The sequence below is a fragment of the uncultured Albimonas sp. genome (genome assembly GCF_963977235.1).
Taxonomy (GTDB): domain Bacteria; phylum Pseudomonadota; class Alphaproteobacteria; order Rhodobacterales; family Rhodobacteraceae; genus Albimonas.
In genome coordinates this window covers 1-21,753 of sequence record NZ_CAXBOD010000069.1, presented here as the reverse complement: position 1 = coordinate 21,753, position 21,753 = coordinate 1, and the positions used below count along the sequence as shown (strand labels likewise).

Here is a 21,753-nt window from a genome sequence, read left to right as displayed (position 1 = left end):
GAGTCGCTCTGATCGGCATCAGCGACGGACGGCTCCGGAGAACAGGCGCTCGGCGAGGACCCCGGGCCGGGCGGCGGCGGCGCCTGGCCGGGCGGGGCCGAGCGCGGCGGCTTGCGTGGGAAGGGGGTTGCAGGCGATGCTCCGCGCGCCCGCAACGGGGTGGGAGGATACCGATGGCCATCGCCGCCTGCGTCTTTGACGCCTACGGCACGCTGTTCGACGTCGCGGCGGCCGCCCGGCGGCTGGCCGAGCGGCCGGGACACGAGGATTTCGCCGGCAAGTGGCCGCGCATCGCCGAACTGTGGCGGCTGAAACAGCTCCAGTACTCCTGGTTGCGCGCCACCGCGGGCGTGCACACGGATTTCTGGCAGGTCACGCAGGACGGGCTCGACTTCGCAATCGAGGCGGCTGGCGGCGTGGCGGAGGGGGAGCGGCAGGCGCTGCTCGACCTCTACTTCGGGCTCGAGGCCTATCCCGAGGTTCCCGCGATGCTGCGCGCGCTGAAGGAGGCGGGGCTGGAGACGGCGATCCTGTCCAACGGCTCGCCCGCCATGCTGGAGGGGGCGGCGGCCTCGGCCGGGATCCGCGAGTTGCTCGACGAGATGCTCTCGGTCGAGAGCGTGGGCGTGTTCAAGCCGGCGCGCGTGGTCTACGACCTCGTCGGCCATGCCTTCGGGCGCACCCCGCGCGAGGTGCTGTTCGTGTCCTCCAACGGCTGGGACGCGGCGGCCGCCGCGGGCTACGGCTTTCGCACCGTCTGGGTGAACCGCGCCGGCGACCCGATGGACCGCCTTCCCTGGAGGCCGCACAAGGTGGCCTCCGACCTGACCGAGATCCCGGAGCTTGCCGCCGAATGGTGAAGATCGAGTCTTTCGACGCCCCTGACGGGACCCGCCTGGGCTTTGTCGACGAGGGCCCGCGCGAGGGCGCCCTGCCGGTGCTGTGCCTGCCGGGGCTGACCCGCAACCACGCCGATTTCGACGCGGTGGCCGCGCGCCTGTCGCCCACGCGCCGGGTGATCCGGCTCGACAGCCGGGGGCGCGGGGTCTCGGACTACGCCGACCCCGCCACCTACGACCTGCCGACCGAGACGGCGGACGCGGTGGCGCTGCTCGACCACCTCGGGATCGAGCGGGCGGTGTTCCTGGGGACCTCGCGCGGGGGGATGATCACCATGCTGGCGGCGGTGATCGCGCCGGGGCGGATCGCGGCGGCCGTCCTCAACGACATCGGGCCCGAGATCGACCAGGCGGGCCTCGACCGGATCAAGGGCTACGTCGGCAAGCCGCCCGCGGCGCGGACGCTGGACGAGCTGGCCGCCGCGCTGCAGGCCGACGGCCAGGCCGGGGCGCCGACGCTGAGCGAGGCCGACTGGCGGCGCATCGCCGAAGCCGTGGCCGAAGAGACGCCCGAGGGCCTCGCCTTCAAATACGACCTGCGCCTGGGCGAGGCGCTGGCCGAGCAGGGCGCGGCGCTGGAGAAACACATCGCCGGGGGCGGCGAGGCGCCCGACCTCTGGCCGCTGTTCGGGGCGCTGGCGCAGGGGCCGGTGCTGGTGCTGCGGGGCGCGAACTCCGACATCCTCTCGGGCGCGACGGCCGCGCGGATGGCCGAGGTCTCGCCCCATGTCACGCTGGTCACGGTCCCCGACCGCGCCCACGTTCCCCTGCTGGACGAGCCCGAATGCGTCGAGGCGATCGACGCGCTGCTGGCCAAGGCCGGCTGAGCCCTCCCTCCCGAAGGAATCCCCGTGGTCGACATCTCCGACATCCGGGCCGCCGCCGCGCGGCTCGCCCCCGTGGTTCGCCGCACGCCGCTGCTCGAAAGCCCGTTCCTCAACGAGATCGCTGGGCGCCGCGTGCTGGTGAAGGCCGAGTGCCTGCAGCACACCGGCAGCTTCAAGTTCCGCGGCGCCTGGTCGGCGATCTCGGCGCTGGACCCCGAGGTGCGCGCCCGCGGGGTCTTCGCCTATTCCTCGGGGAACCACGCGCAGGGCGTGGCCTATGCCGCCAAGCTGCACGGGATCCCCGCGGTGATCCTGATGCCCGCCGACGCGCCGAAGCTGAAGCTTGCCAACACCGCCGCATTCGGCGCCGAGGTGATCACCTACGACCGCTATTCCGAGAGCCGGGAGGAGATCGGCGCCCGCCTCGCCGAAGAGCGCGGCCTGACCCTGGTGCGCCCCTACGATGAGCCGATGGTGATCGCCGGCCAGGGCACGACGGGGCTGGAACTGGCCGAGCAGGCCGCCGAGGCCGGGGTGCGCGAGGCCGACGTCCTGGTCTGCACCGGAGGCGGGGGGCTTTCGTCGGGCGTCGCGCTCGCGCTGCAGGCCGAGGCGCCGGGCCTGCGCGTCCGCCCGGTCGAACCGGAGGATTACGACGACTGGAAGGTCTCGCTGGAGGTCGGCGCGCGGACGCCCGCCACGGGGGGGCGCGTCTCGCTCTGCGACGCGATCGTGACGCCGGCGCCGGGCGAGATCACCTGGCCGATCCTGTCGCGGCTCGCCGGGCCGGGGATCGCGGTCTCGGACCGGGAGTGTCTGGACGCCATGGCGCAGGCCTTCGAGCGGCTGAAGATCGTGATCGAGCCGGGCGGCGCGGCCGCGCTGGCCGCCGCCCTGTTCCGTCCCGAGGAGCTGTCGGGCGAGGCGGTGCTGTGCCTCGCCACCGGGGGCAACGTCGACCGGGCGGTGTTCGCGCAGGCTCTGGAGGGGTCGGGCGGATAGTATCACGCTCGAGTCACACCGAATCGGGCATCCCTGATTCACCGAACGCGGTGAGGGTGTGTGGCTCTTGCAGCGCGGCCGGGGGCCCTGCGTCCTTCCAAGGGGAAAGACAGTCAGGAATGGCGCGGGGCCGCGGAAGCGCGGCGGCGTCGGGTCCGTCCCAGCCTCGTGTCTCGAGGCGGAACGGAGGCGGATCCGGTGCGTTCGTCCGGTCGTGGGGACCGAGGCGGACAGGGAGAAGGGGCGGCGTCCTTGGGGGGACGCCGCCCCTTTTTCGCGTCCGGCAGGCGGCGGTCGCCGCCTCAGCCGTCGAGGCGCAGGCGGGCGTTCTCCGGGTCGTGAGGCGAATCCTCGACCACTTCGGCGTCGTAGAGGTCGCCCAGGATGCGGACCTGCAGCTTCGTGCCCGGGCTCGCCAGCTCCGGCGTCACGTAGCCCAGCCCGATGCGCCGGCCCAGCGCCACCGACCAGCCGCCCGAGGTCAGGCGGCCGACCACCTTGCCGTCCGCGAACAGGCCCTCGCGCCCCCAGGGATCGGCGGCGAGGGCGCCCTCGGGGCCGTCCATCAGCACGGTGACGCATTTCGAGCGCACGCCGCGGGCCTCCATCGCGGCCTTGCCCTTGAAGTCCTTGGTCAGGTCCACAAAGCGATCGAGGCCGGATTCCAGCGGGCTGGCGTCCCGCCCGAGGTCGGAGCCGAAGGCGCGGTAGCTCTTCTCCAGACGCATCCAGTTCTGGGCGCGGGCGCCGAAGAAGCCCATGCCGTGGGGCTCCCCGGCCTTGACCAGCGCGTCGAACAGATGGGTCTGCATTTCGATGGGGTGATGCAGCTCATACCCGAGCTCACCGGTATACGCGACGCGGATCGCCATCGTGGGGACCATGCCGAGGTCGATCTGGCGCATCGAGAGCCAGGGGAAGCGCTTGTTCGACAGGGCGGTCGCGGGATCCGCGTCCACGATCAGCGCGCGCAGCACCTCGCGCGACTTCGGCCCGGCCAGCGCGAAGACGCCCCACTGGGTGGTGATGTCGTGCACCTCGATCCAGCCGAGCGTCTCGCGCTTGGCCGCAGCCTCCTTCTCGAAGAAGTCGAAGTCGTAGGCCTGCGCGGCGCCGGCGGTGACGACATAGAAGTCGTCCTCGGCGAGGCGCACGATGGTCGCCTCGGTGCGCACGGTGCCCGCGTCGGTCAGCGCATAGGTCAGGTTGATGCGCCCCGTCTTGGGCAGCTTGTTGCAGGTCAGCCAGTCGAGGAACGCCGCAGCGCCAGGTCCCTTGATCCGGGTCTTGGCGAAGGCCGAGGCGTCGTAGAGGCCCACGCCCTCGCGCACCAGCCGCGCCTCCTTCTCGGCGTAGGGCCACCAGCCGCCGCGGCGGAAGCTGCGCGCGTCGTGGTCGTCGAAGCCCTCGGGCGCGAAGTAGTTCGGCCGCTCGAAGCCGTTCACCGCGCCGAACCGGGCGCCGGCGGCCTTCAGACGCGCATAGCAGGGGGCGGTGCGCAGGGGGCGGGCGGCCGGACGCTCCTCGTCGGGGTGGTGGAGGATGTAGACGTGCTCGTAGCACTCCTCGTTCTTCTGCGCCGCATACTCGCGGTTCACCCACTTGCCGTAGCGGCGGGGGTCGAGCGACCACATGTCGATCTCGGCCTCCCCCTGCGTCATCATCTGCGCGAGGTAGTGGCCGGTTCCGCCCGCCGCGGTGATGCCGAACGAGAACCCCTCGGCGAACCAGAAGTTGGGCACGCCCGGCGCGGGGCCGACCAGCGGGTTGCCGTCGGGCGTGTAGCAGATCGGGCCGTTGTAGTCGTCCTTCAGCCCCACCGATTCCGAGGACGGAATCCGGTGGATCATCGACATGTACTCTTCCTCGATCCGCTCGAGGTCGAGCTTGAGGAGGTCGGCGCGGAAGCTCTCGGGCACGCCGAACTTGGCCCAGGCCGGCGCGTTGCGCTCATAGGGGCCGAGGATCCAGCCGCCGCGCTCCTCGCGCACGTACCACTTGGCGTCGGCGTCGCGCAGGACCGGGTGCTCGGGCCCGGTCTTGCGGTAGTCGACCAGCGCGGGGTCGGGCTCGGTGACGATGTACTGGTGCTCGACCGGCATCGCGGGGATGTAGCAGCCGATCATCGCGGCGGTGCGCTGGGCATGGTTGCCGGTGGCGGTGACCACATGCTCGCACACGATCTCCGAGGTCTCGCCCGAGGGGACCAGGTTGCCGCCCTTCTCGACCATGTGGGCGACTTTCACGACCCACTCGCCGTTGCGCCGCTCGAACCCGTCGACCTGGACCTTGCGGATGATGGTGCAGCCGTGCTGGCGGGCGCCCTTGGCCATGGCCTGGGTCACGTCGGCCGGGTTGATGTAGCCGTCGCCGGGGTGGAAGATCCCGCCCTTGAGGTCGTCGGCGCGCACCAGCGGCCAGCGCTCGGCCATCTGGGCGGGCGTCATCCACTCGACCTCGACCCCCACCGTTTCGGCGGTGGACGCATAGAGGCGGTACTCGTCCATCCGCGCGTCGGTCTGGGCCATGCGCAGGTTGCCGACCTGATAGAAGCCGGGGTTCAGGCCGGTCTCGGCCTCCAGCCCCTTGTAGAACTTCACCGAGTAGTCGTGGATGTGCCCGACCGCGTAGCTCATGTTGAACAGCGGCAGCAGGCCCGCGGCATGCCAGGTGGAGCCGGAGGTCAGCTCGTCCCGCTCGAGCAGGATCGTCTCCCACCCCGCCTTCGAGAGGTGGTAGGCGATCGAGACCCCGACCGCTCCGCCGCCGACCACGACCGCCCGCGCCTGCGTCTTCATTGCTGGGATCTCCTCGTGCCCGGCCCCGTCTCAGCGCACACCTCTAGCGCCCCCGCGAGGGGCGCGGGGGCGAAGGGGCGACGCAAGCCGGTCGGATCGCGACGCGCGGGACCGCGTCGCAGGGGCGCCGGGACGACGCCCGCCTCCCGAACGCCTGCCCGAGGCCGCCGCGACCGCGATCCCGGGCCCCCGTCGTCCCGGGCGCCGCGCCGGATCCGCGCCGCGGGCGGACCCCCCCGCGCCGGGCGCTCGGCCCGACGCGGCGCCTCCTCCCGCCCGCCCCCGCGCCATCGTGAGCGGCCGGGCGCCAAGGCCGCATTGCCCGCGCGCGCCGGAGCGGCTAACCAACCGGCCATGTCGATCTGGCCGAAATCCATCTGGGACTTCGCCAACCCCGCCCGCTTCATGCGGTTGAGCGGGGCTCTGCTGCCCTGGGTCTCCGCCGCCGCGGCCGCCGCGCTGGCCGGGGGCCTGGTCTGGGGGTTCTTCTTCACCCCCGACGACTACCAGCAGGGCGCGACCGTCAAGATCATCTACATCCACGTCCCCGCGGCGACGCTGGCGATCAATGTCTACGCCTTCATGGGGATCATGAGCCTGATCTGGCTGATCCGCCGCCACCATGTCTCGGCGCTGGCCGCCAAGGCCGCGGCGCCGATCGGGGCGGGCATGACGCTGGCGGCCATCGTCACCGGCGCCCTTTGGGGGCAGCCGATGTGGGGGACCTGGTGGGCCTGGGATCCGCGGCTGACCGCCTTCCTGATCCTGCTGTTCTTCTACGCCGGCTACATCGCGCTGTGGGCGGCGATCGAGGATCCGGACGCCGCCGCCGACCTGACCGCGGTGCTGTGCCTCGTGGGCTCGGTCTTCGCCATCGTCTCGCGCTACGCGGTGATCTTCTGGGCGCAGGGGCTGCACCAGGGCGCCTCGCTGTCGCTGGACCGCGAGACCAACGTCGCCGACGTGTTCTGGCGGCCGCTGGTGCTCAGCCTCGTCGGCTTCTTCCTGCTGTTCCTCGCCCTCCTTTTGCTGCGCACCCGGACCGAGATACGCCTGCGCCGCGCCCGGGCCATCCGCCTCGCGTCCGGCGAGGGGCCGGCCCCCGCGCAGCCCTCGCAAGGCGCCGCGTGATGCCCGATCTCGGCCCCTACGCGCCCTATATCCTGGGGTCCTACCTCGGGACGCTGGCGATCGTGGCGCTGCTGGTCGGCGCCTCGATCCGCGCCTCCCGCCGGGCCCGCCGCGAGCTCGAGCGGCTCGAGGCCCGTCACCCCCGCCGCCGGAGGGCCCCATGACCGATCCCGCCCCCAAGCGCAGCCGCCTCTGGGCGCTGATCCCGCTGGTCGCCTTCCTGGCGCTTGCCGCGCTCTCGTGGTCGATGCTGGGCCGCGACCAGGACGCGCTGCCCTCCGCCCTGATCGAGAAGCGGGTCCCGCAGACCGACCTCGCCAGCCTGCGCCCGGGCGAGCCGCGCCTGACGACCGAGCTGCTCAACCGGCCCGGCGTCAAGCTGGTCAACATCTGGGCCAGCTGGTGCGGCCCCTGCCGGGTCGAGCACCCCGAGCTGATGAAGCTGCAGGCGATGGGGGTCGAGATCGACTCGATCAACTACAAGGACGACCGTGACGCGGCGCTGGGCTTCCTGCAGGACCTGGGGGACCCGTTCGCCAACGTCGGCGCCGACACCACCGGCCGCGCGGGGATCGAGTGGGGCGTCTATGGCGTGCCCGAGACCTTCGTGATCGACGGTCAGGGCCGCATCGTCCACAAGCACGTCGGCCCGATCCAGAACCAGGACCTCGAGCGTCGGATCCTGCCCGCCCTGCGCGAGGCCGGCTGGACCCCGCCCGAGGGCTGATCCGCCTCGGCCCTCCCGCGCAGCGGTCCGGCCGAATCTCGGAATGCTCTCTCGGTCCATGAAATGGCGCTGCGTCATGCTCCCTCCGCCGCGGCCACGGTCACGCGCCGATCACGCTCGCCCTCCGATACAGGGGCGGCGCATCTGGCGGCCGCCGCGCCGCGATTGGAGAGAGCAGCATGGTTCACCGGGTATCCGTCGTCATCAAGGGCACGGCCGACGTCGATCTGACGCCGGGAGGGACGCCGATCCTCTCCGTCTCCGGCGCGCCGACCGGCCTGCCGACCGTCGGCCCGGCGCCCGGCCTGCTGATCTGGGACGAGGGCGCGCGCGTCACCACCTTCCTCTGCGCCGACTTCCCCGGCCCGCCGCCGGAGTTCGAGGGCGACCTGCCGCCCGAGTGGTACGACGCCGCGCTCGCCGCCTCGCCCGACAGTTTCCTGCTGGGCTTCGAGAACCGCGTGCTCACCGTGACCTGGAGCTTCAAGAACGAGACCGCGCCCTCGGTCACCGATCTGCTGGCCTCCTCGACCCGGGAGCTGTTCGCCGGCCGGCAGGAGCTGATCGTCCTGCAGAAGGCCCAGAACAACGGCTTCGCCGACGTCGAGCTGGACGTGGGCGGCGGCTCGGACCGGCTGGTGTCCTCGGGCGGGAACGACAAGCTGTTCGGACGCGGGGGCGACGACGAGATCTCGGGCGGCGGCGGCCGCGACACGATCAAGGGCGGCGGCGGCGACGACCACCTGCGCGGCGACGCCCATCCCGGCGCGAAGATGCAGGGCAAGGCCGCGGGCGACAAGCTCTACGGTCAGGGCGGCGACGACCGGCTCGAGGGCGACGAGGGCCGCGACTGGCTGATCGGCGGCTCGGGCGACGACCTGCTGTTCGGCGGCGCGGGCAAGGACGTGATGATCGGCCAGGGCGGCAAGGACGAGCTGCGCGGCGGCGGCGGCGTGGACTCGATGATCTCCTCGCTGGGGCGCAACGACCTGTGGGGCGGCGGCGGCGGCGACAAGTTCTTCATGTCCGACGAGGCGGGGACCGGGAACACCGTGATCCACGATTTCGGCCGCGGCGACCGCATCGGCTTCGACCGCGACGTCTACTACGACAGCGTCGAGGCGTTCCGCGACTTTGCCGAGCAGACCCGCAAGGGCGTGCTGTTCCGCACCGAGACGGGCAAGGTCCTGCTCAAGGACGTCGACCTGGACGACATCCGCGACAACCAGATCACCGCCGTCGACGAGGGCACGATCCCGTTCTTCTGAGCCGGCTCGCCGGCGCCGCCGACGCAAAAGGCCCGGGCGTTGCCGTCCGGGCCTTTTGCGTCCGCGCCGCTGTCGGCGGGTTCAGGCGCCGTCGGGGCCCGAGCCTTCGATGCCGTGCTTCTTGATCAGGCCGAACTGGGTCATGATGAATGCGAAGGTGATCGCGGGCGAGGCGAAGGTCTTGAAGGTGACCCAGAACTCCTCGGTCTGGGTGCGCCAGACGACCTCGTTCAGCACGGCCATGAACAGGAAGAACAGCGCCCAGCGCTTGGTCAGCGCCATCCAGCCCTCGTCGGTCAGCGGCATCGCCGCGCCGATCAGGTCCTTGAGGTAGCTGCGCCCGCGCAGCAGACCAAAGCCCAGCGCGCCCGCGAACAGCACGTTGATGATGGTCGGCTTCATCTTGATGAAGGTCGCGTCCTGCAGCCAGAGCGTCAGGCCGCCGAACACCACCACCACGACCGCCGTGACCACCGCCATCCGCGGCACGTGACGGCTGAGCCACCACGACACGCCCAGCGAGGCCAGGATCACCGGAATGAACACCGCCGTGGCGGTGAAGATGTCCGAGCGCTGGTAGATCACGAAGAACAACACCAGCGGCCCGAACTCGAGCGCGGCTTTCACCAGGGGGTTGAGCGGCTTTGGCTGTGTGTCCATGGATACGCTCTAGCCAATGGGGAAGGCGAGGTGAAGGCGCCGCTGGCGCGAATGCGCCCGTCGCCGCCGCAATTGCCCCGCTCCCGGCGGGGGGCGCGGCAAGATGACCTTACGATACCGTACTGAAACGGAACTGACCAGGCCGCCGCGGCGCGGTCGGCGGAGAATCACCCGCCGACCGCGCCGCCCGCCGGCTCAACGCGCGCGGGAGCGCAGCAGGCCGACGACGTCGTAGACTTCGTCGACGATGGGCGCGGAGATGGCGTCGGCCCGGTCGGCGCCCTTGGCCAGCACGGCGTCGATATGGCCCGGATCGGCGTTCAGCTCGCGCATCCGGGCCGCGATCGGGGCCAGGCTCTCGACCGCGAGGTCGGCGAGCGCGGGCTTGAACTCCGAGAACGGCTTGCCGGCCCACTCGGCCGTCACCTGCTCGGCCGAGCGGTTGGAGAGCGCGGCCATGATGCCCACCAGGTTCCGGGCCTCGGGACGCTCGGCCAGGCCCTCGACCGTTTCGGGCAGGGGCTCGGGGTCGGTGCGGGCCTTGCGGATCTTCTGGGCGATGGCGTCGGCGTCGTCGGTCAGGTTGATCCGGCTCATGTCCGAGGCGTCGGACTTGGACATCTTCTTCGAGCCGTCGCGCAGGCTCATCACGCGGGTGGCCACGCCCTCGATCAGCGGCTCGGTCAGGGGGAAGAACCCGGGCCGGTCGTAGTCGAGGTTGAACTTGGCGGCGATGTCGCGGGTCAGCTCGAGGTGCTGCTTCTGGTCCTCGCCGACCGGCACGTGGGTGGCGCGGTAGCACAGGATGTCGGCGGCCATCAGCACCGGATAGGCGTAGAGGCCGACCGAGGCCGCCTCGCGGTTCTTGCCGGCCTTCTCCTTGAACTGGGTCATCCGGTTCATCCAGCCCACGCGCGCGACGCAGTTGAACACCCAGGCGAGCTCGGCATGCGCCTGGACCTGGGACTGGTTGAACAGGATCGACTTGTCGGGGTCGAGACCGCAGGCGATGAAGGCCGCCGCCAGCTCGCGGGTCGCCTTGCGCAGGGCCGCGGGGTCGGGGTTGATGGTCAGCGCGTGCAGGTCGACCATGCAGTAGATCGTCTCGCCGCCGAGGCTGGCGGCCTCGTCCTGCATCTCGACGAAGCGCTTCACGGCCCCGAGGTAGTTGCCCAGGTGCAGGTTGCCGGTGGGCTGAACGCCCGAGAAGACGCGGCGCGGATGATCGCGGCCTTCGGTCTCGGCGCCGTGCGCCTCTTGCGTCGGGGTCATATCTGCTGTCCTCCTGCGGCGGCGCGGGCCTTATGCGGCCGGCGACGGGACAGGGTCAAGACGCGCTCAGCGGGGCGTCCGCGCGGGTCATCGCCGCGTCGGGGACGCGCCCTGGACCAGATCAAGAGGTTCGATGTTCCAGTTTCCCCCGTTGCCGCCCGTGCTGACGATCCACCGCCAGGTGGCGTTCGCCATCGCCGGGGTGTTCGCGGCGATCGAGCTGGTCTTCCAGCTCTCGGACCTGGGCGTGCTGGCGCCGCAGTTGCGCTATGAAACCTACGCGATGTTCTCGTTCTTCGACCCGTGGTTCGACCGGCTGCTGGCCGGCGAGCCGACGCCGATGCGGGTGTGGTGGAGCTTCCTCACCTACGCCTTCCTGCACGGGGGGATGACGCACCTGCTGATGAACTCCGCCGCCTTCCTGGGGCTGAGCCTGCTGGTGCTGCGGATCTTCGGCGTGCCGCTCTACCTCGTGTTCTTCGGGGTGACGGCGGTGGGCGGCTCGCTTGGCTACGGGCTGATGTCCCATGCCGAGGCGCCGATGGTGGGCGCCTCGGGCGTGGTGTTCGGGCTGATCGGGGTGCTGAAATACGCCGAGTTCGCCTTCATCACCCGCCGGCCGGGACAGGGGTCGATGCGGGCGTTCCTGGGCTCGATCGGGGCGCTGGTGCTGATCAACGTGATCCTGGCCGTGGCGATGGGGGGCATGCTGGCCTGGCAGACCCACCTCGGAGGCTTTGTCGCCGGCTGGGTCGCGGCCTGGATCGCGGTGCCCAGGGCCTGACCGGCGGGGCACCGCGCCCTCAGCGCTTGCCGCGGCGCATCGCGGCCTTCAGGTCCCCGACCACCACGCCCTTGAGCGCCACCACCAGCACCGAATAGATCGCCAGCGCCCCCAGGATCAGCGCCGCCAGCGCCAGATAGCGCAGGCCCGGCGTCTCGAGCCAGGGGGCCAGCAGGCGGGCCAGGCCCCAGCTCGCCCCGCCCATCGCCACCGAGGCCAGCAGGATCCGCGGCGTGCGGGCGCGCAGGCGGGCGTCGGGGCGGGCCTCCTCGCCAAAGCGGGCGCGCGCGCCGCGCCACAGCAGCAGGAAGTTGACCCAGGCCGCCAGGGTCGTCGCCAGCGCCGCCGAGGCGAAGCCCACGAAGGGCGCAAGCCCGATGGCCGCCGCCGCGTTCACCGCCAGCCCGACAAGGGCGTAGTTGAACGGCGTGCGCGTGTCCTCGCGCGCGAAGAACATCGGCTGGGCGATCTTCTGGAGCACGAACGCCGGCAGGCCGGCGCCGTAGATCGCGACCGCAAGCGCGGTGGCGGCCACGTCCTCGGCCTCGAACGCGCCGCGGCCGAACAGGACCGAAGCGAGCGGCCAGGGGATCGTCACCAGCGCCGCGGTGGCGGGCAGCGTGAGGGCCAGCGCGAACTCCGTCGAGCGGCCGAGCGCCTCGCGCACCGCCGGCTCGTCGCCCGCCGAGAGGCGACGCGACAGCTCGGGCAGCAGCACCACGCCGATGGCCACCCCGATCACGCCCAGCGGCAGCTGGTAGAGCCGGTCGGCGTAGTAGAGCCAGGCGACCGCCCCGTCGAACCACGAGGCGACCTGCCGCCCCACCACCAGGTTGATCTGCATGACCCCGCCGGCCAGCGCCGCGGGAAAGGCGATGATCGCCAGCCGCTTCACCTCGGGCGTCAGGCGCGGCAGGCGCAGGCGGATCGACATGCCCGCCCGGCTCGCCGCGCGCCAGACCAGCCAGAGCTGCGCCACCCCCGCGATCGCCGCCCCCCAGGAGGCGCAGAGCCCCTCGGCATAGCCCGGCGGGTCGCCTGGCCCCTCGAGCCCCTCGAACACGCCCCACTGGGCGACCAGCATGGCGCCGATCAGGATCACGTTCAGCAGGGTCGGCGCGGCGGCGGCGGCGGCGAACTTGCCGATCGAGTTCAGCACCCCCGAGAACAGCGCCGCGAGCGAGATGAACAGGATGTAGGGGAAGGTGATCCGCCCGTACTCGACCGCGAGGTCGAAGCGCGCGTCCCCCGCAAAGCCCGAGGCCAGCCCCAGCACCAGGAACGGCATCGCCACCTGCGCAAGCCCGGTGACCAGCAGCAGCACCGTGGTCAGGGCGGCCATCGCCTGCTCGGCGAAGGCCCGGGCGGCGTCGGGGCCGTCGGTCTCGTGGCGGCGGGCGAACATGGGGATGAAGGCGGTGTTGAACGCGCCCTCGGCGAAGAAGCGGCGGAACAGGTTGGGCAGGGTGAAGGCGGCGACGAAGGCCTCGGCGGCCGGGCCCGCGCCCAGCGCCGCGGCGATCATCACGTCGCGCACCAGCCCGAGGATGCGGCTGAACATCGTCCAGCCGCCGACCGTGGCGAAAGCCCGCATCAGCCGGGCCGGAGGGCGTTTGGCGCCGCCGGGCGGGCTCGCCGCCGGGCGGTCGGACGCAGGGTCTCCGGGCGGCGGCGGCGCCGCGCCCTCGTCACGCGTGTGCGGCATGGTTCAGCCTTCGCCGTCGTCGGGGGCGGCGGCCTCGATGGCGGCGCGCAGGCGGGTCTCGATGGTCTTCATCTTGCCGGCGGAGGTGATCTTCAACCCGAACAGATCCTTGACGTAGAACACGTCCACCGCCTGCTCGCCGTAGGTGGCGATGATCGCCGAGTGGATCGAGATGTTGGCCGAGGCCAGCGCCCGCGTCAGATCGTAAAGCAGCCCGACGCGGTCGCGGGTGTCGACCTCGATCACCGTGTAGATGTCCGACGAGTGGTTGTCGAAGGTCACATGAGTGGCGAGGCGGAACTTGCTCTCGCGTTTCTTGACCTTGCGCTTGGGTTTGAGCGCCTCGCGCGCCACCACCTCGCCCATCAGGGCGCGGCGGACCATGGTCTGCAGCCGGTCGAGGCGCGCGGTCTCGTAGGTCGAGCCGTCGCCGTCCTGGATCCAGAACACCGAGTTCGCATACCCGTCCGAGGTCGTGGTGATCCGCGCGTCCTTCACGTCCGCCCCGGCCAGCGCCAGCGCGCCTGCCAGGCGCGAGAACAGCCCCGGATGGTCGGCGAGGTGGAAGCAGGCGCGGGTGGCGTCGCGGCTCTCGTCCTGGGTGAAGTCGGAGGCCACGGCGGAATCGTCCCCGGCGCTGTCGCGCGCCAGCCGCGCGAAGATCCGCTGCGTCTCGGCGGTGGTCGACAGGAAGAAGGGCACGTAGTGGCGGTCGATCTCGGCGTCGATCGCCTCGTCCGTCCAGCCGTCCGAAAGCAGGGAGGCGCGCAGGGCGTCCTGCGCCTCGCGCAGGCGGTCGACGCCCGAGACGCCGGCCGCGCCGCCGGTCAGCGCCTCGCGGGTGCGGCGGTGCAGGGTGCGCAGAAGCTGCGCCTTCCAGTTATTCCACACGCCCGGGCCCACGGCCATGATATCGCAGGCGGTCAGCACCAGCAGCAGGTTCAGCCGCGAGGGGGTGCGCACCTCGTCGGCAAAGGCGCGCACGGTGACGGGGTCGGAGATGTCGCGCTTCTGCGCCACGTCCGACATCAGCAGGTGGTGGCGGATCAGCCAGCACACCGTGTCGGTCTGCGCGTCGTCCAGACCCAGCCGCGGGCAGAGCTCGCGCGCGATCTCCTCGCCGACCTCGGAGTGGTCCTGCTCCCGCCCCTTGCCGATGTCGTGCAGCAGCAGGGCGACATAGAGCGAGGTGCGGTCCACCCCCTGCTCGAGGATGCCCGAGGCGACGGGCAGGTCCTCGACCAGGCGGCGCCGCTCGATGCCGTTGAGGATCGAGACGGCGCGGATGGTGTGCTCGTCGACCGTGTAGTGATGATACATGTTGAACTGCATCATCGCGTGGATGCGGCCCCATTCGGGGATGAAGGCGCCCAGCACGCCCAGTTCGTTCATCCGACGCAGGGCGCGCTCGGGGTCGCCGCTGTCGACCAGCATGTGCAGGAAGATGCGGTTGGCGATCGGGCTGGCGCGCAGCTCGTCGTCGATCAGGTCGAGGTTGGCCGCGATCATCCGCATGGCGTTGGGATGGATCAGCGCGCCGGTGCGCAGCCCCTCGTCGAACAGGCGCAGGATGTTGAGCGGGTCGTCGACGATCACGCTCTCGTCGGGGACGGTCATGCGGCCGTCGAGCATCTCGAACGGTCCCGGCGCGTTGCGCCCGCCGACCCCGCGGAAGGCCTTCACGATGCCGCCCAGCGAGGGGCGCTTCTTGACGTGGCGCGCCTCGAGGGCGGCGAGGAACACGCGCGTCAGCTCGCCCACCGCGGTGGCGTGCTGGAAATAGCGTTGCATGAAGCGCTCGACCGAGGACTGGCCGGGCCGGTCCTCGAAGGTCAGGCGGCGGGCGACCTCGACCTGCATGTCGAAGCTGAGTTGCTCGTTGGCGCGGCCCGAGAGGTAGTGGAGGTGGCAGCGCACCGTCCACAGGAACGCTTCGGCCTCGGAGAACACCGCCATCTCGTCGGGCGAGAACACGCCCTTCTCCACGAGGTCGGAGGGGGAGCGGGCGTGGTAGAGATACTTGGCGATCCACCACAGGGTCTGCAGGTCGCGCAGGCCGCCCTTGCCCTCCTTCACGTTCGGCTCGACCACGTAGCGCGAGCCGCCGTGACGCTTGTGGCGGTCGGCGCGCTCGTCGAGCTTGGCCTCCACGAACTCGGACCCGGTTCGCGAGAAAAGCTCGTCCCACAGGCGGTCCTGCAGGTCGTCGGACAGGCGCCGGTCGCCGGAGATGAAGCGCTGCTCCAGCAGCGAGGTGCGGATGGTGATGTCGGATTTGCCGAGCCGCAGGCAGTCCTCGGTGGTGCGGGTGGAGTGGCCGACCTTCAGCCGCAGGTCCCACAGCAGATAGAGGACGGATTCCACCAGGGATTCCACCCAGGGCGTCTGCTTCCAGTGGGTCAGGAACAGCAGGTCGACGTCGGAATAGGGCGCCATCTCGAAGCGGCCGTAGCCGCCGACCGCCAGCACCGCCAGGCGCTCGCCCTCGGTGGGGTTGGGATTGGGGTGCAGCCAGCGCAGCCCGACCTCCAGCGCCAGGCGCACCACCTCGTCGGTCAGCCAGGCGATCGAGCGAGAGGTCGAGGCGCCGGCCCAGGGCCGCTCCTCGAGCGCCTCGCGGATCGCGGCGTGGCCGGCGTCGAGCGCCTCGCGCAGCGGGTCGGCGCAGGCCGCGCGGATGCCGTCGCGGCCCTTGCCCTCGGCCTGGGCTGCGGCGGCGGCCTCGCCCAGGCGGACCAGAGTCGCCGCGGGATCGAGGATCTCCGCGGCGGGCCTGACCAGCATCCCGTCCGTCCCGCCGCCCTGGTCTTCCGGAGAAGGCGGCGCCATGCGGCGCCGGGGGGCGCCGCGGGCGGCCGCCGCACGAGGGAAGGCGGCGGGCTCGGGGGCGGGTTTGCGTGAGGCCATGGTCTCTCGTCAGGAACCGGGTGCGGTGGGCGTCGTGGCGGGCGCCACCACCTGGGGGCCCGAAGACGCCGGCGTCAACACGGCGAGAGCGCGCACGTTCAGCCCGTCGGCGGTCAGGCGCCAGGGTCCGCCGAGCCCGCGGAAGCCGCCGGGATCGGTGATCTCCTGCAGGCCGAAGGGACGATCGTCGCCCGAGGCGCGCCCGGCGCGCATCATCTGCGCGGCGGCGGCGACGGCGTCATAGCCCAGCCAGGCGAACTTGCCCGGCGCCCGGCCGTAGGCGGCCTGGAAGCGGGCGGCGAAGTCGGCCATCGCGGCCGGGTCCGGCCCGGCGTAGAGCGCGTTCGACAGCGAGCTGTCGCGCTGCAGCTCGGGGTCGGCCATGCCGCCCATCCCCAGGATCGGCGTGCGCATGCCGATGCCGTGGTAGCGCATGAACGAGGCCGCGGCCTGCAGGCCCTGGCCCTCGTCGGGCAGCAGCACCGTCATGGCGCCGGAGCCCTCGAAGGACGCGTCGAAGGCCACGGCGCTGTCCTGGATGCCCTCGAAGCTGCGCGGATAGGCCATCACCGGCGACAGCGCGATTCCGTGGCGCGAGGCCGACTGCTCGGCGGCGGTGCGGGCGACCCGGCCAAGCGGCGTCTCGGGGTGGTAGAGGCCGACGCCGGTCCAGCCCTGCTGGGCGGCGTGGGCGAGGATGCGGTCGGTCTCCGACGAGGCGAGAAGCCCCGCGACCCAGACGTTGCCGCCCCCCGCCGAGGGGGTGTTGGAGAAGGCGATCACGTTCAGCCCCGCAGAGGCGACCGCGCGGCCCACGGCGTCGGCGTTGGCGCCGTAAAGCGGGCCGAGGATCAGCGCGTCGCCGGCCGCGGCGGCGGCCTGCGCGACCGAGGCGGCCGTCGCGGCGTCGCCCGCAGTGTCGCGCATGTCGAGCGCCACGGCGTCCCCCGCGCCCTCGGCGATGGCGAGCCGGGCGGCGTCCTCGATGTCCCGCGCGGCGGCGGCGGCCCCGGCGTCGGGGGCGGTCAGCGGGGCGAGCAGCGCGACGCGCGCCGGCCCCGAGAGGTCGACCTGTCCGCCCTCGCCCGGCTGCGGCCCGGCGGGCGTCGCGGTCTGGCCCGTCGTGCGCGCCGGGCCCGAGGCGCGCTCGCCCCGGTCGTTGCTGCTGCAGGCGGCGAGCGCGGCGAGCGCGGCGACGGCGAGCGCCCGGGTCAGCGTGACCCCGGAGCGGCCTCTGCGTCCGACCGCGTCCGGCGCGCGGCCTGCGTTGTGCTCACGAAGCGCCTCGCCCATGTTGACCTCCTGCAATGTTCCGTTCGTCCGTGCGCCGCACGGGCGGCGGCCCGGGCGACGGCGAGGAACTATGAGCGCAAACACAGGCGCAAGAAAGGCGAAGCTTCGGCGAGGAGGCGACGCTCCGGCCGACGAGGCGGGGGCGCGGGCGGACGCGGATCCGGCCGGCCTGGCGGGCCCCGACGCGGCGCCGCGGCTGCCTGCCGGCCTGCACCTGGTGGCGACTCCGATCGGCAACGCGGCCGACATCACCCTGCGGGCGCTGGACGTGCTGGCGCGGGCGGACGCGCTGGCGGCCGAGGACACCCGCAGCCTGCGCCGGCTGATGGAGATCCACGGCGTGGCGCTGCGCGGCCGGCCCCTTCTGGCCTACCACGACCGCAACGGCGACGCCGCCCGCCCGGCGATTCTCGCGCGGCTGGAAGTGGGTGAAAGCGTGGCGCTGGTCTCGGACGCGGGCACGCCGCTGATCGCCGATCCGGGCTACAAGCTGGCGCGCGACGCGGCCCGCGCCGGCCTGCCGGTGACGACCGCCCCCGGCCCCAGCTCGGTGCTCGCCGCGCTCAGCCTCGCGGGCCTGCCGACCGACCGGTTCCTGTTCGCCGGCTTCCCGCCCCCCCGCTCGGCCGCGCGCCGGGCCTTCCTGGCCGAGCTCGCGGCCATACCCGCGACGCTGGTGTTCCTCGAAAGCCCCCGGCGGGCGGCGGCGGCGCTCGCCGACATGGCCCAGACCCTGGGGGCCGAGCGCGAGGCCGCCCTCTGCCGCGAGCTGACCAAGCGCTTCGAGGAGGTTCGCCGCGCCCCCCTGGGCGAGCTGGCGCAGGCCCTGGCCGGCGAGGACGACCCGCGCGGCGAGGTGGTTCTGGTGGTCGGCCCCCCCGCCCCCGCCGCCGGCCGACCGGACGACGAGACGCTCGACGCGATGCTGGACGACGCCCTCGGCTCGATGAGCCTGAAAGATGCGGTCCGCGAGGTGCAGGCCGCGACCGGCCTGCCCCGCAAGGACGTCTACGCCCGGGCCCTGGCGCGCGGGCGCTAACGGTTCGTCAACCGGTGTCGCGCTATCCCGGGGCCCAGCCGAAGGGAGAGACGCGATGCCCCCGACCCCCAGCCGTCCCGCCGCCGAACCCGGCCGTCGCCGCCTGCGTGGGCGAACCGCCGGCCACGTCGGCCGCGCGGCCGAGAACCGGACGCTCGGGCGCTATCTCGCGGCAGGCTGGCGGCTGGCCGCGCGCAACTGGCGCGCGGACCGCATGCATGGAAACGGGGAGCTCGACCTTGTCCTCGAACGCGAGGGGACCTTCGCCTTCGTCGAGGTGAAGTCACGCCGCACCCTGCTCGAGGCGGGGGAGGCCGTGAAACCCGCTCAGTTGCGGAGGCTGGAGATGGCGGCGACGCATTTCCTCGACATCGCCGGGGCCTCGGGCGCCGACCGCCGCTTCGACCTCGCCGCCTTCGATCGCGACGGCCGCATGGAGATCGTCGAGAATGCGTTCTTCTGACCGGGCGTCCGCGCCCGACCGCGTGTCCTGCGGCTCGCGCGAACGCGACCGGCGCGTCGCCTCCCTGACCCTCGGGGGCGCTTGACGCCGCCCAGAGGCGGGGCGACTGTCCGGCCCGCGCAATTCCTCGCGCGCCGGCCGGGAGACTTCGGGCATGAGCCTTTCCGTGGCGATCCAGATGGATCCGATCCAGGGCGTCGACATCGACGCCGACACCACCTTTCGCATGGCGGAGGAGGCGCAGGCCCGCGGACACGAGCTGTTCTTCTACACCCCCGACCGTCTGACCTGGGAGGAGGGTCGGGTAAAGGCCACCGGATGGCCGCTGAAGGTCCGTCGCGAGCGTGGCGACCATTTCGAGCTGGGCGAGGCGCGCAGCGTCGACCTCTCCACCCTCGATGTGGTGCTGCTGCGCCAGGACCCGCCCTTCGACATGTCCTACGTCACCAACACCCACATGCTCGAGCGGCTGAAGGGCTCGGCGCTGGTGATCAACGACCCGTTCTGGGTGCGCAACTGCCCCGAGAAGATCCTGGTGCTCGACTTCGCCGACCTGTCGCCGCCCACGATGGTGGCCCGCAGCCTCGCGGACCTGCGCGCCTTCAAGGAGCGGCATGGCGAGATCATCCTCAAGCCGCTCTACGGCAACGGCGGCGCGGGGGTGTTCCGCCTGCCGCAGTCGGACCGCAACCTCGCCTCGCTGCATGAGCTGTTCAGCGGCATCAACCGCGAGCCGCTGATCGCCCAGGCCTTCCTGCCGGCGGTCGAGAAGGGCGACAAGCGGGTGATCCTGATCGAGGGCGAGCCCGTCGGCGTGATCAACCGCGTCCCCCAGAAGGGCGAGACCCGCTCGAACATGCATGTCGGCGGCCGGGCGGAGAAATGCGAGCTCGACGACGCCGACTTCGAGATCGCGCGCCGCATCGGCCCGACCCTGCGCGAGCGCGGCCAGCTGTTCGTGGGCATCGACGTGATCGGCGGCAAGCTGACCGAGATCAACGTCACGTCGCCCACCGGCATGCAGGAGCTCGAGCGCTTCGACGGCGTCAACATCGCCGCGAAGTTCTGGGAGGCGATCGAGGTTCGTCGCGCCGCCGCGACACGCTGAGGCCGGGGGCGCGCGGCACTTCAGCAAACCTAAGGCCGTCCCCCCGCCTTAAGTCGCGATTAACCTTGTCCCTGTCTGATCGCGCCTGCCGACAAGCGGGAGCGCGACGATGGTTTCCAGGTGCTACAGCGTGGCCTTCCAGGGCGTCGAGGCTTGCGAGATCGACGTCCAGTGCCAGCTTTCGCCCGGCACGCCCAGCTTCCAGGTGGTCGGCCTGCCCGACAAGGCCGTGGCGGAATCGCGAGAGCGGGTCCGCGCGGCGCTGACCGCGATGGGCGTGGCGATGCCCAACAAGCGGGTGGTGGTGAACCTCGCCCCCGCCGACCTTCCCAAGGAGGGCGCGCATTTCGACCTGCCCATCGCCATCGCCCTGCTGGCGGAGATGGAGATGGTCCCTGCCGAGGAAGCCGCGCAGATGCTGGCGATGGGCGAGCTGGGGCTGGACGGGCGCATCGCCTCGGTCCCCGGCGTGCTGCCCGCCGCGGTGCAGGCGGCGGCCTCGGGCAAGGCGCTGGTCTGTCCGCTCGAGAACGGGCCCGAGGCCGCGATCGTGGACGCCGCCGAGATCGCGGCGCCGGCCAGCCTGGTGGCGCTGGTCAACCACATGACCGGTCGCCAGGCGCTGTCGCGGCCCAAGCCCGCCGAGATGAACGGACAGGCGCTGCGGACCCATGACCTCGTCGAGGTGAAAGGCCAGGAAAAGGCCCGCCGCGCGTTGGAGATCGCGGCGGCCGGCGGTCACAACCTGCTGTTGATCGGTCCGCCGGGCGTCGGAAAATCCATGCTCGCCAAATGTCTGCCGGGGATCCTGCCGCCGATGTCCGCGCAGGAGGCGCTTGAGGTCAGCATGGTCCGCTCGGTCGCCCATGCCTTCGCCGAAGAGGGGCTCAGCCGGGTCCGGCCGTTCATCGAGACCCATCACTCCGCCTCGGCCGCGGCGCTCACGGGAGGCGGGCGCAAGGCGGGGCCCGGGCGGGTCAGCCTGGCGCACAACGGCGTCCTCTTCCTCGACGAGATCGCGGAGTTCGACCGCGGGGTGCTGGACCAGCTGCGCCAGCCGCTGGAGTCGGGCACGATCACCGTCAGCCGCGCCGCCGCCCACGTGCGCTATCCATGCCGCGTGCAGCTGGTGGCGGCGATGAACCCCTGCCGCTGCGGGTATCTGGCGTTGCCGGGGCGGGCGTGTTCGCGCGCCCCGAAATGCGGAGCGGACTACCAGGCGAAGATCTCGGGGCCGCTGCTGGACCGGATCGACCTGGTGGTCGAGACGCCGGCGACCTCGGCCGCCGACCTGATCCGCCTGCCGAAGGGCGAGCCGAGCGCCGCGGTCGCCGAGCGGGTGGCGCGGGCCCGCGATGTGCAATCCGACCGCTACCGGAGCCTGGGCGCTCCTGTCCGGCTGAACGCCCAGGCGGAGGGCTCGACGCTGGAGACGGCGGCCGAGATGGACGCCGAGGCGCAGGACCTGCTGGGCCGGGCGGCGGAGAAGCTGCAGCTCTCGGCGCGAGGGCATTCGCGCGCGATCCGCATCGCGCGCACCATCGCGGATCTGGACGACGCGCCGCGCGTGCTGCGGCCGCACGTGGCCGAGGCGATCGGCTATCGACGGATGCTGGCCGCTTCCTGACCGGAGTTGGGGCGCGCCTGGCCCGGCCCGCGCCCCCTGTCGGCGGCCTCCCACCCACCGGCCCCCGGCCGCCGCCAGGGGGCGCGCGCCTGTCGTTTCGCGCGAAAGGGGGGGAGCGTGTGCACTGGATCTCGCGAACCGGAACTGGCCGGCGAGCCGACCTCGGCCGCGGCGTCCGCGCCATGCGCGCCCGGGAGGCGGGGGGAGGGAGCGCCGGGCCAGGGCGCGGCCTTCGCGCCCGCC

The 21,753-nt window shown here is 72.2% G+C and carries 18 protein-coding genes; 12 read left to right on the top strand and 6 right to left on the bottom strand.

Features of this window, described 5'->3' with window-relative positions:
• Nucleotides 1–173 precede the first annotated feature (173 nt).
• From AAC134_RS20755 to AAC134_RS20745, 3 genes are read left to right on the top strand one after another with little or no spacing between them, the layout of a single operon-like run.
• Nucleotides 174–860 carry a haloacid dehalogenase type II gene (locus tag AAC134_RS20755; RefSeq protein ID WP_339951135.1) on the top strand — a complete coding sequence of 229 codons (687 nt, stop codon included), beginning with the start codon at nucleotides 174–176 and terminating at the stop codon, nucleotides 858–860.
• Nucleotides 854–1,726: an alpha/beta hydrolase gene (locus AAC134_RS20750; protein ID WP_339951133.1), complete on the top strand. Its 873-nt coding sequence runs from the start codon at nucleotides 854–856 to the stop codon at nucleotides 1,724–1,726. The genes AAC134_RS20755 and AAC134_RS20750 overlap by 7 nt, the downstream gene beginning before the upstream one ends.
• Nucleotides 1,727–1,750: 24 nt before the next feature.
• Complete coding sequence (locus AAC134_RS20745; protein ID WP_339951131.1) at nucleotides 1,751–2,728, top strand: threonine/serine dehydratase; 978 nt, start codon at nucleotides 1,751–1,753, stop codon at nucleotides 2,726–2,728.
• 302 nt (nucleotides 2,729–3,030) lie between these two features.
• On the opposite strand, the gene AAC134_RS20740 is transcribed toward AAC134_RS20745, so the two are convergent.
• A complete protein-coding gene (locus AAC134_RS20740; protein WP_339951129.1) occupies nucleotides 3,031–5,526 on the bottom strand; it encodes an FAD-dependent oxidoreductase in 2,496 nt (831 codons plus the stop codon).
• Between the two features lie 354 nt (nucleotides 5,527–5,880).
• On the opposite strand from AAC134_RS20740, the gene ccmC reads away from it, so the two are divergent.
• From ccmC to AAC134_RS20720, 4 genes are all read left to right on the top strand, one after another.
• A complete protein-coding gene (gene ccmC / locus AAC134_RS20735; RefSeq protein ID WP_339951127.1) occupies nucleotides 5,881–6,657 on the top strand; it encodes a heme ABC transporter permease CcmC in 777 nt (258 codons plus the stop codon).
• The gene (gene ccmD, locus AAC134_RS20730; RefSeq protein WP_339951125.1) at nucleotides 6,657–6,821 is read left to right on the top strand and encodes a heme exporter protein CcmD; all 165 of its coding nucleotides are present in this window, start codon (nucleotides 6,657–6,659) and stop codon (nucleotides 6,819–6,821) included. The genes ccmC and ccmD overlap by 1 nt, the downstream gene beginning before the upstream one ends.
• Nucleotides 6,818–7,384, top strand: coding sequence for a DsbE family thiol:disulfide interchange protein (locus AAC134_RS20725; RefSeq protein WP_339951123.1), 567 nt, complete (start codon nucleotides 6,818–6,820; stop codon nucleotides 7,382–7,384). The genes ccmD and AAC134_RS20725 overlap by 4 nt, the downstream gene beginning before the upstream one ends.
• A 179-nt stretch (nucleotides 7,385–7,563) precedes the next feature.
• On the top strand, nucleotides 7,564–8,652 hold the full coding sequence (locus AAC134_RS20720) for a calcium-binding protein (RefSeq protein ID WP_339951121.1): 1,089 nt from the start codon (nucleotides 7,564–7,566) through the stop codon (nucleotides 8,650–8,652).
• A gap of 81 nt (nucleotides 8,653–8,733) precedes the next feature.
• On the opposite strand, the gene AAC134_RS20715 is transcribed toward AAC134_RS20720, so the two are convergent.
• Complete coding sequence (locus tag AAC134_RS20715; protein WP_339951119.1) at nucleotides 8,734–9,312, bottom strand: septation protein A; 579 nt, start codon at nucleotides 9,310–9,312, stop codon at nucleotides 8,734–8,736.
• A gap of 195 nt (nucleotides 9,313–9,507) precedes the next feature.
• Entirely contained in the window at nucleotides 9,508–10,584 is a 1,077-nt protein-coding gene (gene trpS, locus AAC134_RS20710; RefSeq protein WP_339951117.1) for a tryptophan--tRNA ligase, read from the bottom strand.
• Between the two features lie 133 nt (nucleotides 10,585–10,717).
• On the opposite strand from trpS, the gene AAC134_RS20705 reads away from it, so the two are divergent.
• Nucleotides 10,718–11,368, top strand: coding sequence for a rhomboid family intramembrane serine protease (locus AAC134_RS20705; protein WP_339951115.1), 651 nt, complete (start codon nucleotides 10,718–10,720; stop codon nucleotides 11,366–11,368).
• Nucleotides 11,369–11,387: 19 nt separating this feature from the next.
• Here AAC134_RS20705 and murJ read toward each other — a convergent pair whose 3' ends face one another.
• From murJ to AAC134_RS20690, 3 genes are all read right to left on the bottom strand, one after another.
• On the bottom strand, nucleotides 11,388–12,962 hold the full coding sequence (gene murJ, locus AAC134_RS20700) for a murein biosynthesis integral membrane protein MurJ (protein WP_339951137.1): 1,575 nt from the start codon (nucleotides 12,960–12,962) through the stop codon (nucleotides 11,388–11,390).
• 114 nt (nucleotides 12,963–13,076) lie between these two features.
• Nucleotides 13,077–15,857, bottom strand: coding sequence for a [protein-PII] uridylyltransferase (locus AAC134_RS20695; protein ID WP_339951113.1), 2,781 nt, complete (start codon nucleotides 15,855–15,857; stop codon nucleotides 13,077–13,079).
• Between the two features lie 132 nt (nucleotides 15,858–15,989).
• Nucleotides 15,990–17,273, bottom strand: coding sequence for a penicillin-binding protein activator (locus AAC134_RS20690; RefSeq protein ID WP_339951111.1), 1,284 nt, complete (start codon nucleotides 17,271–17,273; stop codon nucleotides 15,990–15,992).
• A gap of 70 nt (nucleotides 17,274–17,343) precedes the next feature.
• Between AAC134_RS20690 and rsmI the strand changes: the two genes are divergently transcribed.
• From rsmI to AAC134_RS20670, 4 genes are all read left to right on the top strand, one after another.
• Nucleotides 17,344–18,312: a 16S rRNA (cytidine(1402)-2'-O)-methyltransferase gene (gene rsmI, locus AAC134_RS20685; protein WP_339951109.1), complete on the top strand. Its 969-nt coding sequence runs from the start codon at nucleotides 17,344–17,346 to the stop codon at nucleotides 18,310–18,312.
• Between the two features lie 55 nt (nucleotides 18,313–18,367).
• Nucleotides 18,368–18,775, top strand: coding sequence for a YraN family protein (locus tag AAC134_RS20680; RefSeq protein ID WP_339951107.1), 408 nt, complete (start codon nucleotides 18,368–18,370; stop codon nucleotides 18,773–18,775).
• Between the two features lie 154 nt (nucleotides 18,776–18,929).
• The gene (gshB, locus tag AAC134_RS20675; RefSeq protein WP_339951105.1) at nucleotides 18,930–19,883 is read left to right on the top strand and encodes a glutathione synthase; all 954 of its coding nucleotides are present in this window, start codon (nucleotides 18,930–18,932) and stop codon (nucleotides 19,881–19,883) included.
• Nucleotides 19,884–19,992: 109 nt separating this feature from the next.
• Nucleotides 19,993–21,510: a YifB family Mg chelatase-like AAA ATPase gene (locus AAC134_RS20670; protein WP_339951103.1), complete on the top strand. Its 1,518-nt coding sequence runs from the start codon at nucleotides 19,993–19,995 to the stop codon at nucleotides 21,508–21,510.
• Nucleotides 21,511–21,753 lie beyond the last annotated feature (243 nt).